The organism is Vibrio furnissii CIP 102972 (assembly GCF_000176175.1).
GTDB lineage: Bacteria > Pseudomonadota > Gammaproteobacteria > Enterobacterales > Vibrionaceae > Vibrio > Vibrio furnissii.
On the sequence record NZ_ACZP01000014.1, the window covers coordinates 316,959 to 329,242 of the forward strand.

Genomic DNA, 12,284 nt, shown 5'->3' on the forward strand with positions numbered 1-12,284 from the left:
CATAATTCAACCGTATAAAAAACAACCACATCAACTGGTAACTATTTGATTTAATGCTATAATGTTTTCAGTTTACAATGTTGGAAAAAGCGAATGAAATTGCTTCTCAATCATACGGTCATCTATAACTCAAGCGATGGCACGCTCAAGCTATCAGATGCAGAATCCGATCATGAAAGCCTCACGCTGACACCAACCGCTAATCGTTTATTGGAATTATTGTCAAAACATCACGGTACACCAATGGAACGTGATGTTTTATTGATGGAAGGTTGGGATAAGTTTGGATTAAAGGGGTCGTACAGTTCACTCAATCAATATATTAGTCAACTGCGAAAGACGTTGCATAAATTTACGGGCGTGGATGATATTATTTTAACCATTCCTAAAGTTGGATTTATGCTGAACAACGAGTTCCCTATTAAAAACATGGACCCGGAACCCATTGCTGTATCGGAATCAACGGCCAAAGCACATCATGCCCCCAAGAAAAAAGTTACATTCAAGAAATATCTATACCCATTTCTTTACACCAGTTTATTTGGCGTACTGGTCACGGGCACGACTATCATTTCCAAAAAGTTTTATCAAGATGCTTACCATATCGGTAAAATTGAGCAATGTGATGTGTATAATTTTAGAAAGCGTTCCGATGAAGGCATCGCCTTTCAATTATCCATTCTCAAAGAAGAAATGCAGAAGTTGAATATTCATTGTGGTAAGACAGAAAAAGTTTTTTTCCATAGTCAAAACAGCTTATTTTACGGTCACTCTGGTCGACTGTTTTTCTCTAAATGTTTTTTAGTGGATGGCAAGTTTTCTGCTTGTGAGAATTACTATTACTACCAATGGAAGAAAAATGAAAAAATTAATCACCTTTAGTTTAATCGCTTCAATTTCCGCTGGGTATCTTTACTATGATTATGATAAGGCGAGATATTTGTCGTCGACTTGTCGAGCCACGCTCAATTATTATAACAGCGATGACATTAACAATGATTTTTCCATGTATGCTGATATCGCATTTACGTTCCATAAAAACAAAACGGGAACCGTGTTTATCTCGGGCGATGCTGTGTATCAAGGGCAACGATACGTGATTCATAAACGAGAGAATTTCAATTACGAACACATTGATAATAACAATTACACCTTCTCTATCAATCAATCCGAGAGTTTGTTCAAAGACGGCATGCAAAACGATGTCATGGATAAATACTTACCCTCTTTGATTGTGGGTACATCGCGTTCCATAACCTTGGAAATGATCAACGTGAACACCCTGCTCATTTCAAATCGCTATGCCCCCGTTCTCACTTGCGTCATTGATCAATAAAGCGCCCTAAGGCGCTTTATTCATTCGAATTAAGTTTTCGTGATCATCAAAATAATAGTTATCTTGATAATCGATAATATCTTGATTTCGTTGTAACATTCGGTCGATTTTCATCTGCACGAATGGTTGATGAGGGCATAAAAACAGATTCTGATTAAAGATAAATACGCGCCCATCAGACATACAATAGACACAGTTTTTATTAATGGAACAGTGGAAGTTTTTCCCGGTATTTTTCAGCAGTGCCTTAGCGACACAACGTTTGATATCGTCATTTTTATTCATCGTATTAATCATAATTTATCATCACTGTGGCCGTCGCTTCGACGCTTCCCTGCTGAGGTTTAGCGTCGTAGATGGCATACGCGGCGTAGATCGAGACTTGCTCCACGTCAGAAAAGATGTCGTCTTCATCGATGTCCAACACCAAATCGGCATCGTTCACCGCCGTTCGACTGTTCGAAAGTTTGATAGGGTGACCACTCGCGTTCAGCAGGTTGATCCCGACGCCAGTCGATGACGACGTCGTGCTGCGCAAGACCGTCTGGTTATCGTTCACGATGTCTCCGCTGTACAACCAAGCATTGATGTCATTGAGTGCCGTATGGTTAGCACCACCACGACAATTAAAGCTCAGCACAAAGGGCGTTTTCGGCGACGTGCCGTTGCGAATACTCTCAATGGAAGTTCTATCTAGCGTGATGGTTTGCCCTGGCACATTGCACGTCGTTGCCGTCGGCTGGTACACCACCGTCAGTTCTTCATACGCCAGCCATTTCTTGGTTCCCCAATTGCCCGTTGACCACGATTGATAAGCATCAAGGCTGCCGTGTTGCTCTGAAGCCAACATCACCGTGGGAATGACCAGTTTATTATTGGATGTTTCGAGGGAATAACTTGGCGCTATCGGCAACTTGCCAAGGTATCGGAACGTTAAACGATAGCTCACATTGATCACTGAACTATTGATACTGAATGAACCGGCTAAAGTGGACACCGTGCCGGACGAATTCAACAACTGTGATTCAACCAACACCCATTCATCGACCCCCGAGGTTTTGTCGATGAAATGCAGATAAAGCCCGCTATTGGCCAAACTTAAGGGGTTGATGTAATAAATTGGATTGCTGCCGATCTTTTCGCACCAGCCATAGCCATTAAATTGCGCGCGATAAACAAACGAGGCGCTGGTGCTGCCACTCATGAACATATCGGAATAATTGTACGACCCTTTACTGGAAGGCCATGGCGCGCGCGCGTTACTAAACACCGACTGTCCATCGATGGCGTAGCAGGTATCTGCGGCGTGCGCCCAATACGAGAGCATCACCAGCACACACATCAGCGCGATTTTTCTTACCATCCAACTGCTCATAAACACTTCACAATATAATCAAATTTTCTTGTGCTTCCTTGCCCCCATGGTCATCCATCTCCTGATTAGTCGTAGCCAATAATAACCGTCGCGGTAGCTTGTACAGTGCCTGGGGTCGGGTTATCGCCATAAATAGCGTATGTGGCAAACGGGTAGGCCGTTTCCGAGGCATCGAACACTTTACCCGCTTCAACATCCAGTAAAATATCCGCGTCGTTGATGGCCGTTTGGCTGTTCGAGAGTTTGATCGGGTTGCCTCGGTAGTCCGTGATCACAATACCAATATCGTTTGCCGTCGATGCGCTATTACGCAACACATCCGGATCAGTACTGACAATATCCGCACTGTACAGCCAAGCCGTCACGTTTCTTGATGCCACGCCGTTGGTCGTTCCGCCACACGAGAAATCCAGGACAAACAAGCGGCGGCTGGCATTGCCACGACGAATTGCATCAATCGAAGTTTCAGGCAATGCAACCGTTTGATCCAACACGGTACACGTTGTGTGGTTCGGCGAATACGTCACGGTGAGGTCTTGATATGCCAACCATGACGTGCGACCCCAAGCATTGTTATTCCAAGCGGTGAATGCTTTTTGATCAGAACGGCTTTCTCCAGCCGCGGCTACTGGCGCAATATCGATATTGCCAGTTCGAGTACTGATCGCATTGGTTGCATCAAAAGGAAGGACATAATCCAATAGTTCAAATGTCATGGTATATGTCACGTTATAGCCCAAGGAATGCACACCAGAAACACCATTCACACCTTCATAGGCTTTGGAGATTTGCGTCGTCACTTTAATTGAATGTGAGCCGTCCTCATCGTGAAATGTAATGAAATAGGCGTCTTCACCAGACCCCATAATCGGTGAGTGGTAATAGACATAGTCCGTCACACCGTACGTACAAAACATACTGCCACTCCAGTTGGTGGTGAGCGTGACATTGACTTTTTTGGTCGTTGTAAACGCTTCGGACAAATCAAGGCTGTTGTGGCCTACATACGGCGCGCGGCCGATGATCGCCACCGATCCGGGAATACAAGTGTCACCCAATAGACCAGCCGACACCGCTGGCGAGAACAGCGAAGTCAAACCACTCATCAACAGCGTGAGCAATAACCAGCGATTTATAAACATACGGCTTTCTCTGTCGTCGAAGGCGTTAATACACACGTCATTGGACGCCCTTGTTTCTGATACACAACGGTCAATTTTTCTGGGTATTGTTCGCTACGCACGGCAATTCGTCCGCCCTGCAGCACATACCCAGCCACTTCGCCGTCACTATTTAACACATCCGAACCAAAGGGTAATGGCGCGCCTTGGCTGTCGCTGGCGGCAAACACATAGTTCTTACGAACATCCGTTTGGTACGTCACTTTTGAAATACTGCCTTTGACCGGTGCAATGTATTTCACGTTTCCGCTGATTTCCCCCTCGCCCGTTTGGTTCTGGATGCGATAGGTATTTTTGCGATACGCCGCAGCGGAAGCGATTAACGCGCGGCCTTCGGCATCGGTTTCAATGCTGGCATTGTTGTTGATCATCGCCCCTTCGACGCCCGGCGCTTCCAAGATCACGAAGTTCGTACCACTTTGTGAGGTCGCCAACACGCCGCCGTCATAAGCCACCACACTGCCACTCATGCCAAGTGAAACTTGTCGCTGCGTTTCAGATTCACCATAACTGCCGTTGAGGTACGCCTTTGACCCGCGATGTGACCCGTAGACACTCGCATAAGATTTTGAATAGCGATCGTGCCCGGCGTTCACACTGTAAGAATCGACCCCATCCGAACCACTGAGTGACACATCTGACGATGCGTAGTCACGGCCGTCGAAATTCACGCGCGATGCAAAACGGGTATTGTGACCCAAACTGCTCAACGGGATCGAGACAGACAACGCGATCCGATCGTCGGTCGTTTTGACATCGGTGTAATCGGCGTAGCTGTAACTGCGTGTCGCAGAAATGGTGTAGCTGGTCTGGTGATACGTGGTGCTGTAACTCAAGTTATATTGCTTATCAAACGTGTCGTGATTCACGCGACGCGTAAAATAACCATCAAAATAGAGACGGCCCCAGTGATCGCCGAACGGTTGACTGACATTAAAGCTGTACCGCTCTTTGGTGCGGCTGTTGATGGCCGATTCACTGACCGCATCTTTAATGCGGTAATAATCACGCAGCGTCAAATATTCATCCGTTTGGTAGTAATAACTCGCCAGCGTTAAGTTGGTGCGCGTCGAAAAATACTTACTGTAGGACAACTTATATTTTTGCCCTTGATAGGTATCGAGGTACGTCATGTCGGCAAAAGCGGTTTCCACATCAAACGAGAACGAACCGATATTCGGCACCGAAATGGCGCTACCCAACAAATACGACTGATAACCCTTACTTTGGGTTGTCCCCACATAACCGGTGAGGTAATTGTTCAACCCACGCGAGTATTCCCCCTGCGCAAACAAATCGTCGGTGTAGTCGTAATCGAGATAACCAATATTGATGTTGTAATCCGATGACCCTGAACGCAGCATGCCTGGCACGGTGGAATATGGCACCACGTAAGACTCGTTGCGGCCGCTGGCGTACGTCAGCGTGACGTCCAGATCGCTACGCGATCCCGTCGGCATCAGGTCATCAATCTCATAGTCGCCCGCAGGAATGTTGAGCACTTCCACCACGCGGCCATCTTGAGAAATCGTCACCACAGCCGCTTCCGTCGCAACGCCTCGAATCACGGGCATATACTGGCCGTAAGAATCCGGCAACATGCGCATGTCTTTTCTCAGCGAGAGACCTTGATAGGTATTGGTATCAAAGTAGCTGCTATAAGACGACTGTTTACCGACGCGAAGCACAGAGTCGATGTCAATCAGTGGTTTTTCCACGTAACGATAGGTGTTGGTGTACGAGGTGCTATCCACCGCATCGCCATTGAGTGACCCCACTTCGATGAAGTGAAAACCATACAGATTGATCCCGCCGTTGAGAGAGGCAAACAGGTTTTCGTTATCTGTATGGTTTTCTTTATAGTAATAATTGGAGTAGTTGACGTTGTAGTTGAGATAAGCGCCATTGATACCATGATCCCAACGCTCTTTTGACACCCAATTCGAGTCGGTGTTGGAAACAAAGGCTTGAGGAATCGTCAGGCGAATTTTGAACCCATTTGGGTCAAAGGTGAATGAACCGCCTTTGAGGAGCGCATTCACATTCACCGCCTTTTGTTTGGCATCAAGGTCGAATGCATCGAGCTTCAGCCCAAACGTTTCGACATCGTTATAGTCGACATACAAGTTTTCTTTGGTGCCATCTTGCACATCAACCGTGAACTTCCCGATCCATTTATCATTGATAAATAAATCGAAATCGTAACGTCCCGGGGTAATTTCTACATTGGAGTTCCATTTTTGCGCAGACGATTTCCCCACCAAAAAGCTTGAGTTAAACGACGCAGCATAGGCAGTATGAGAAAGCGTCATCGCAGCAACAGAACAAAAAACGACAGAATATAAAGAGCGACCACGAAATCGATGAATGCCTTGCATACTGAACTCTTACAAAAGAACTGACTTCTTACTTCCATAGTCATCTAGCCAGACGACCTTATATTGTCCTGAGTGATCCAGTGTGACGCCATCCACCGCATGGCAGCTGAACGGCTTAATCATAAAGGACTGCTCGAGAATTCTTTGATTGTCCTTCTCCATATCAACCACACTGACGTGCAATGGAGAACGATTTTCTAAACAGTTCCCCGCCACATTGACGCTGAGGTTTTGGCCGACAAATTCTTCCGAGGCGTCCAATCCTGCAGGGCGGTAAAACAGTTTGATTCTGGTTCTGAGCGCGACTTGTAAATAATTTTGTTCGCCACGTTCAGCACCATCCGGAATAGGCGGAATATCCAGTACATTAATCCAAAATACCGATTCGCGATCTTTGGCAATATGATGAGTATCACCGACACGACGAATTTTAATTTCCTGACCATTTTCCGGACCGATTTTTACAATCGGCGGTAAAATCACAAAAGGCACGTCAATCTCTTCAGGGCTTGCCTCTATTTGACCATCATCAATCCAACTTTGGACGAGATGCGTCGTCGGGCTGCGGTTAATTAACTGAAAAGATGCTTCTTTTGCATCGTGACTAAATACAACTCGAGTTCCATTGATAATGACACTGGCATGAGCGTTCCCTGTCATTAACGCCAGAACTAAAAGCAGTGTTTTTTTCATTCGTGCCTCTGTGATTGGATCAGGAGGAGCGAACTCCTCCTTGTCATTTAATTATTGGTAATCAAATGTGTATGTTGCGCTAGTCACAACAGTACCTGCTGTTGCAGCATCTTGACCGGCAAAGTTGTAGTAGTTCGCGAAGTAAGAAATGGTACCGTCCGCTACATTTTCGCCAAGACCAGTAGCCACGGCTTTGTTGAGGTCAACTTTCCCAGCAGCAGTACCATCAGAAGTAATCGTAATACCAACACCAGTTGCTGTACCTGTGTCATTTTTTAGGTACAACTCATCATCAGAAATGTTCGAACCACTGAATGTAATGTGCAGAGATTCAGTGCCACCGTCAGTGTAACCAGTACAACCGGCCACTTTCATATCAAATTGTTTCGCACCTGCGCTTGCTACGCCTGGATTTGCAATGTCAGTCAGTGCTACAGGAGATAGTGTGACTGTGAAATCTTTGTCACCGCTGGTGGTCACGTCACACGTGGTATCAGTGACAGAACCAGTGAAAGAAATCGTACCACCCGCAACTGCAGTGCTGGTCGCAGCCATTGCGCCATTTGCTGAAAGTAGAAGACCGAAAGCTGACGCGACTAGCGTTTTTTTCATTAGCGTGTTCATTAGATAATTAACCTCAAATAATGCTCTTTTTATAATCAGAATGTGAACGGGATTTCATAACTCCCTCACCACGAAGCGAATTAAACATCAGAATATTTATCTTGTAAACACCACTAAATTTCCAATAAACACCGCACTGTAAGCTATTTTGCAGTGTTTAATTTTGTTAAATAACCAACAACCAGTACAAGCGCAAAGATTAGAGTAATTGATCTATTTCCAAATTTATGAAGTCACTGAATTTGATCCAGTTTCGCTTTTTTTAATTTTTTCTAAAAAAAAGAAATTTATTGGTTCGAATAAACAATAAAATAACAACATCAACAAATCATCAACGCGAAATTGATCTAAAACAATAAAATCAATTGATATTAGTTATTAATTCGATAGGTAAAACATTACAAAATAAGAAAAGACCATGTCGCCGTTTACAAATACTTTAAATTTTAAATTTCCCGGTCGTTGCATTCGCATGAAACCAATTTTATTTCTATCTCCTTAAATTGATCTAGTTTCCTATTTTTCTTTATTGCGGGAATTTGTTCACAACGTTCTGACATGAGTTTTGACTCGAGTTTCAACAATATTGTGCAACCTGATTTTTCAATGTTGCTTGGATTCATTTGAAATTACTTTAACTAGGAAAGAGGTCTTCATGCGTCAACAGCATGTGTTGCTCAGTCTTTTATGTGTCTCCGTTTCCTCGACCGCTGCGCCTTATTACCTTGGCGTAAAAATCGGGAAATCGTGGTTGTCTGAACAATGCCAATCATCGGAAGAAAATTGTGTCACCGATAATCCGGCTTACGGGCTGTTTGCGGGCTATCACGTCAACGACACGTTGGCATTAGAAAGCAGCTATGAAGATTTAGGGACATTCACGGTGAAGTCGTTGCACAGCGACACCATTCGTTTACTCACGCTCGCGCCAAAATTGACGTTCCCAATCGTTGATGACTATCGCTGGTACGTCAAAGCGGGGATGGCGTATGCCAATACATCTGGCCACAGTGACGGCTCTTGGTTTGCCGCAACAGGGGTGGAATATGACCTGAGACCCCAAATGACATTGCGCGTGGAATACAGCGTGGCAACCGATGTCAATGATGGCACCAACCGTTATACGATGAATGGTGCCGCAGTGGGCATCCGCTATGCATTCGGTGCCAGCAATAAGCCGCGTTCGCTTCACGATGCGGTCGAAACAACCTCGTTCATTGCGCCTGCCGCCCCCCAAACCACACCGCCGGTTTCAAGCGAGAGAACCACGACCTATACCTACGATGCGCTGAGTTTTGACAGCAGCAGCTTAAATGCCACGCAGCAACAAGCATTAAGCACGCTTGCCGAAAAATTAAACCAGCAACCCCAAGCGCAAGTTCTGATCATCGGCCACACCGATTCGACAGGCAGCGACGCGTACAACACCAAGCTATCAACGCGCCGAGCGCAAGCCGCTGCCGACGTGCTGATGGAAAACCAAGTCGCCGAACATCGCATCAAAGTGTTCGGTGAAGGCCAAACACGTCCTATTGATACCAACACAACCCCAGCGGGACGTGCGCACAACCGCCGCGTAGAGGTTCAAATCAACATTGCCCCCTAAAACAAGCACCAAATGGCACCATAAGGCATGACACCAGTAAAATGGCGTCGTAAAAATTGCCTCGAGCAGAGACCACCGCAGAAAATAGTGCCTTAGAAAATAAAAAGGCAGTGCCGAAGCACTGCCTGAGTTCACATCCTTGTGGGACTTAATTTTGTCGCGCTGCCTGATTCTCAGCAATGGTTCGCGCGCTGCGCTCAAATGTCATCGCCAACCGTTCAAACATCCCTTCCACAATTTCAAATTGTCCTTTCGCGAGCTGTTCCTCCCGCAACACATTCAGTAAGGCATCACTCACTTGGCCAAACGGCGCATGCGTTTTGCCTTTCGAACACCAGAAGAATGCATCCGCCAACGCTTGCTGCCATTCATCCAGCAACCGTTCGACCAAAGGATTCTTGGCACCGTTGACCAATCGACGCAGGCGAATCGACACGTGCCCTAAATTCAGCCCGGTTAATGCCAAGTCGGTAATGTCACGCGTGCGGCTCGCCATGCTTTTGTCGTACGTCGCAATACGCAGCAATCGGTCGCCCATGCGCGCATTGAACCAATGATCCGGCGCAGGATGCGACATCAACTCACGTAAATCCTTTTGCGTCGCACGCATCAGCCGGTGTTGCATCAGTTGTAGCCCCGGGCCGGTGATCATCTTAAACATCCAGTACAACACGGTCACCCCGACAAATATCGACAGCGCATTGCTCAAGGTTGAATCGATAGAAAACGCGCGCGTCATGTCGTTGCTCGGGCTGATCAAGATGGTAAACGGAATGCAAAATCCGAGGCCGTAAGGCAGGGTCGGACGATTGGCCAGCGCAAGCAAACCAAAGAAATAAGGGCCAGCCAGAATCATCACCAGCAACTCGTAATCACCACTGCTTTGCGCCAGCAGCCCCAAGCCGTAGAAAATCGCCACCGGCACCGCGACCATCACCCCCATCAGCAAACGCTGCAGCACAATCATTAAAATGGTGAGGGGCAAGCGCGCCATCATGATGGAGAAAATGACTGGCAAAATCATCATCATCAGCACGGCGCTTGAGCCTGTGCCCACCCATAACCCCGCGCCGACGGCAAACACCGCCATGGTGCGCAGGCCAGTAATCAGCCCCACCAGCGGATCTTTGTACGGTTTGAGATTGGGCGCATTCAACAGCACCGGCGATTTGCTGATCAGTGCGTTATAGCCTTTCAGAATCATGACCAAATCGGCGCTGAGTTCGAGCGATACTTTCATTAAACGCGATTGCAGTGGCGTCAGGTCAACGGCTTGGTTGCTGTACACCAACTGGCGACGACGCAAGGTTTGCGCCAAGTGGTAGCACGCCGCGTAATCGGTGGTCGCTTGCATGCGGCTAAACATCTCGCCCATCTCTGCCATCATCTCTGCCAGCTTGTCACCAATCAACTCTGGGTGTTTCCGCTGTAAACGGCCAAAGATTTGAATCACCGCCAGCAGCGACAACGTCTTGTTGCAAATAAGACTGGCCGCTTTACTCTGCCCCGGTCCTTCCGGCCCTTCGTACACCACACCACTCAAATCATCACTCATCACCGCAATGGACTCGAGAATTGAATCAATGTGTTGATGTCGGTTTTCGTGCGAGCCGTTTTTGTCGAGTTCTAAGCTCAAGTAGCTGAGCGTCTGGTTGATCACATTGCGCGCATGAAGACGCAGGCCATCTTTCACTTTGACCGGGAAAATCAGCTTGCTGACCAACGCCGCGCAAATCGCACCGACAATAATTTCACTGACACGCGCTTGCGCCACCTGAAAAATGGACTGACTGCTGACGGTCGACGGTTGCACCATCACCAACAGCACAATCAGACACGCGGTAATGCCTGCCATGGCAAAGGCGTAAATGAAGTTAACCCGGCGCACCATGGCGCCCATCCCAGAGTTAAACCCGAGCCATAACGCCAGCAACGGCAACGCGATTTCCGGATACGGCGCAAACCAGTTCAGAATCGCAATGCCGACAAGCCCGCCGATGAGAGTGCCCACAATCTGACACAAGCCTTTCTCGATAACCAAGCCACCTTCAGGGCGAATCTGCAAGAAGACCGCCGACACCAACGCCCAATATGGTCGATCGAGATTGAGGAACATCGCGATATAGAGCGAGAGCGCCATCGCGATAACCCCTTTGATCGCAAACATCACCGCCCGTTTGTCGGGCATGAGCAGGCTGTTGAGCAACACACCCATGCGCTTTACTCAGCCTCTTGCAAGTAGATAGACACGGTCATCCCCGCGCTGATGTTGATGCCTTCTGGCAGCGGGTCGAGTTTGATGTCCACCGGAATGCGTTGTGCCAATCGCACCCAGTTAAAGGTTTGCTGCACTTGCGGCAACAACTGACCATTGCTGCTGGTGTTGCTGTCTGCAATCGCTTTGCCGATGCTCACCACCGACCCTGTCAGCGGCTCGCCACCACTCATCAAACTGATTTTGGCGGTTTGCCCCACTTTGATCAGCGGCAGTTTGGTCTCTTCAAAATACCCGGTGACATAAAAGGAGTTGGCTTTCACCAGCGAAATCACCGAACTGCCCTGACTGACGTAGTTTCCTTCGCGCAGATTGAGGTTAATCAGCGTGCCATCCGCCGGCGCATGAACTTGTGTGCGATCGAGGTTGATCTGCGCGCTGTGCAACTGCGCTTTGGCAATGTCTAAGCTTGCCTGCGCCAATTCAGTATTGATACGTGCACTTTCCACCGTCTCTTCACTGATCAGTTTTCTGTCAGTCAGTTGTTGGCGACGATGGTACTGATGACGCGCCAAGTCGAGTGAATACTGTTTATTCTCCACTTGTGCGGTCAGCTCTTTAATTTTGGCCTGATACCGAGTGTCATCGACGCGAAAAATCAACTCCCCTTTGGTCACGGGTTGGTTGTCTTTGACCTTCACTTCCTTCACCCATCCCGACACATCCGGCGCAACGGTAATCACTTCAGCACGAATACGCCCGTCACGCGTCCAAGGCGAGTAAAGGTAATGGTTCCAGACCCAATGACCCGCGATAACCGCCACAATGACGATCACCAGTGTCAGTGACATTCGAAATAGTTTTCCCATGCGCAAC

General features: G+C 47.5%; 11 protein-coding genes. 3 read left to right on the plus strand and 8 right to left on the minus strand.

Annotation, left to right across the window (positions count from 1 at the left end; genetic code table 11):
* Positions 1–93 precede the first annotated feature (93 nt).
* Together VFA_RS11685 and VFA_RS11690 are read left to right on the plus strand one after the other, a co-directional pair.
* A complete protein-coding gene (locus VFA_RS11685; protein ID WP_004727035.1) occupies positions 94–882 on the plus strand; it encodes a winged helix-turn-helix domain-containing protein in 789 nt (262 codons plus the stop codon).
* Positions 860–1,336, plus strand: a complete 477-nt coding sequence (locus VFA_RS11690) for a hypothetical protein (protein ID WP_231623380.1) — start codon at positions 860–862, stop codon at positions 1,334–1,336. The genes VFA_RS11685 and VFA_RS11690 overlap by 23 nt, the downstream gene beginning before the upstream one ends.
* Positions 1,337–1,342: 6 nt before the next feature.
* On the opposite strand, the gene VFA_RS11695 is transcribed toward VFA_RS11690, so the two are convergent.
* From VFA_RS11695 to VFA_RS11720, 6 genes are all read right to left on the minus strand, one after another.
* Complete coding sequence (locus tag VFA_RS11695) at positions 1,343–1,633, minus strand: hypothetical protein (protein ID WP_231623381.1); 291 nt, start codon at positions 1,631–1,633, stop codon at positions 1,343–1,345.
* Positions 1,626–2,699, minus strand: coding sequence for a fimbrial protein (locus tag VFA_RS11700; protein ID WP_004727038.1), 1,074 nt, complete (start codon positions 2,697–2,699; stop codon positions 1,626–1,628). Before VFA_RS11700 ends, VFA_RS11695 begins: the two co-directional genes overlap by 8 nt.
* 77 nt (positions 2,700–2,776) lie before the next feature.
* A complete protein-coding gene (locus VFA_RS11705) occupies positions 2,777–3,853 on the minus strand; it encodes a fimbrial protein (protein ID WP_004727039.1) in 1,077 nt (358 codons plus the stop codon).
* A complete protein-coding gene (locus tag VFA_RS11710; protein ID WP_232281708.1) occupies positions 3,844–6,204 on the minus strand; it encodes a fimbria/pilus outer membrane usher protein in 2,361 nt (786 codons plus the stop codon). The genes VFA_RS11705 and VFA_RS11710 overlap by 10 nt, the downstream gene beginning before the upstream one ends.
* Positions 6,205–6,279: 75 nt before the next feature.
* A complete protein-coding gene (locus VFA_RS11715; RefSeq protein WP_004727041.1) occupies positions 6,280–6,963 on the minus strand; it encodes a fimbrial biogenesis chaperone in 684 nt (227 codons plus the stop codon).
* A 51-nt stretch (positions 6,964–7,014) separates the two neighbouring features.
* Positions 7,015–7,575 carry a fimbrial protein gene (locus tag VFA_RS11720; RefSeq protein ID WP_004727042.1) on the minus strand — a complete coding sequence of 187 codons (561 nt, stop codon included), beginning with the start codon at positions 7,573–7,575 and terminating at the stop codon, positions 7,015–7,017.
* A gap of 667 nt (positions 7,576–8,242) precedes the next feature.
* On the opposite strand from VFA_RS11720, the gene VFA_RS11725 reads away from it, so the two are divergent.
* Positions 8,243–9,193 (plus strand): OmpA family protein, encoded by a 951-nt coding sequence (locus tag VFA_RS11725; protein WP_004727043.1) that lies wholly within the window; start codon positions 8,243–8,245, stop codon positions 9,191–9,193.
* A 148-nt stretch (positions 9,194–9,341) separates the two neighbouring features.
* Here VFA_RS11725 and VFA_RS11730 read toward each other — a convergent pair whose 3' ends face one another.
* Together VFA_RS11730 and VFA_RS11735 are read right to left on the minus strand one after the other, a co-directional pair.
* Positions 9,342–11,408: an FUSC family protein gene (locus VFA_RS11730; protein ID WP_004727044.1), complete on the minus strand. Its 2,067-nt coding sequence runs from the start codon at positions 11,406–11,408 to the stop codon at positions 9,342–9,344.
* A 5-nt stretch (positions 11,409–11,413) separates the two neighbouring features.
* On the minus strand, positions 11,414–12,277 hold the full coding sequence (locus tag VFA_RS11735; RefSeq protein WP_038152227.1) for an efflux RND transporter periplasmic adaptor subunit: 864 nt from the start codon (positions 12,275–12,277) through the stop codon (positions 11,414–11,416).
* Positions 12,278–12,284 lie beyond the last annotated feature (7 nt).

Excerpts from the sequence above, each read along its gene's own strand:
- VFA_RS11730 (WP_004727044.1), bottom strand. The coding sequence starts at position 11,408 with ATGGGTGTGTTGCTCAACAGCCTGCTCATGCCCGACAAACGGGCGGTG.
- VFA_RS11710 (WP_232281708.1), bottom strand. The coding sequence starts at position 6,204 with ATGACGCTTTCTCATACTGCCTATGCTGCGTCGTTTAACTCAAGCTTT.
- VFA_RS11725 (WP_004727043.1), top strand. The coding sequence starts at position 8,243 with ATGCGTCAACAGCATGTGTTGCTCAGTCTTTTATGTGTCTCCGTTTCC.
- VFA_RS11735 (WP_038152227.1), bottom strand. The coding sequence starts at position 12,277 with ATGGGAAAACTATTTCGAATGTCACTGACACTGGTGATCGTCATTGTG.
- VFA_RS11695 (WP_231623381.1), bottom strand. The coding sequence starts at position 1,633 with ATGATTAATACGATGAATAAAAATGACGATATCAAACGTTGTGTCGCT.
- VFA_RS11690 (WP_231623380.1), top strand. The coding sequence starts at position 860 with ATGAAAAAATTAATCACCTTTAGTTTAATCGCTTCAATTTCCGCTGGG.
- VFA_RS11685 (WP_004727035.1), top strand. The coding sequence starts at position 94 with ATGAAATTGCTTCTCAATCATACGGTCATCTATAACTCAAGCGATGGC.
- VFA_RS11700 (WP_004727038.1), bottom strand. The coding sequence starts at position 2,699 with ATGGTAAGAAAAATCGCGCTGATGTGTGTGCTGGTGATGCTCTCGTAT.
- VFA_RS11720 (WP_004727042.1), bottom strand. The coding sequence starts at position 7,575 with ATGAAAAAAACGCTAGTCGCGTCAGCTTTCGGTCTTCTACTTTCAGCA.
- VFA_RS11715 (WP_004727041.1), bottom strand. The coding sequence starts at position 6,963 with ATGAAAAAAACACTGCTTTTAGTTCTGGCGTTAATGACAGGGAACGCT.
- VFA_RS11705 (WP_004727039.1), bottom strand. The coding sequence starts at position 3,853 with ATGTTTATAAATCGCTGGTTATTGCTCACGCTGTTGATGAGTGGTTTG.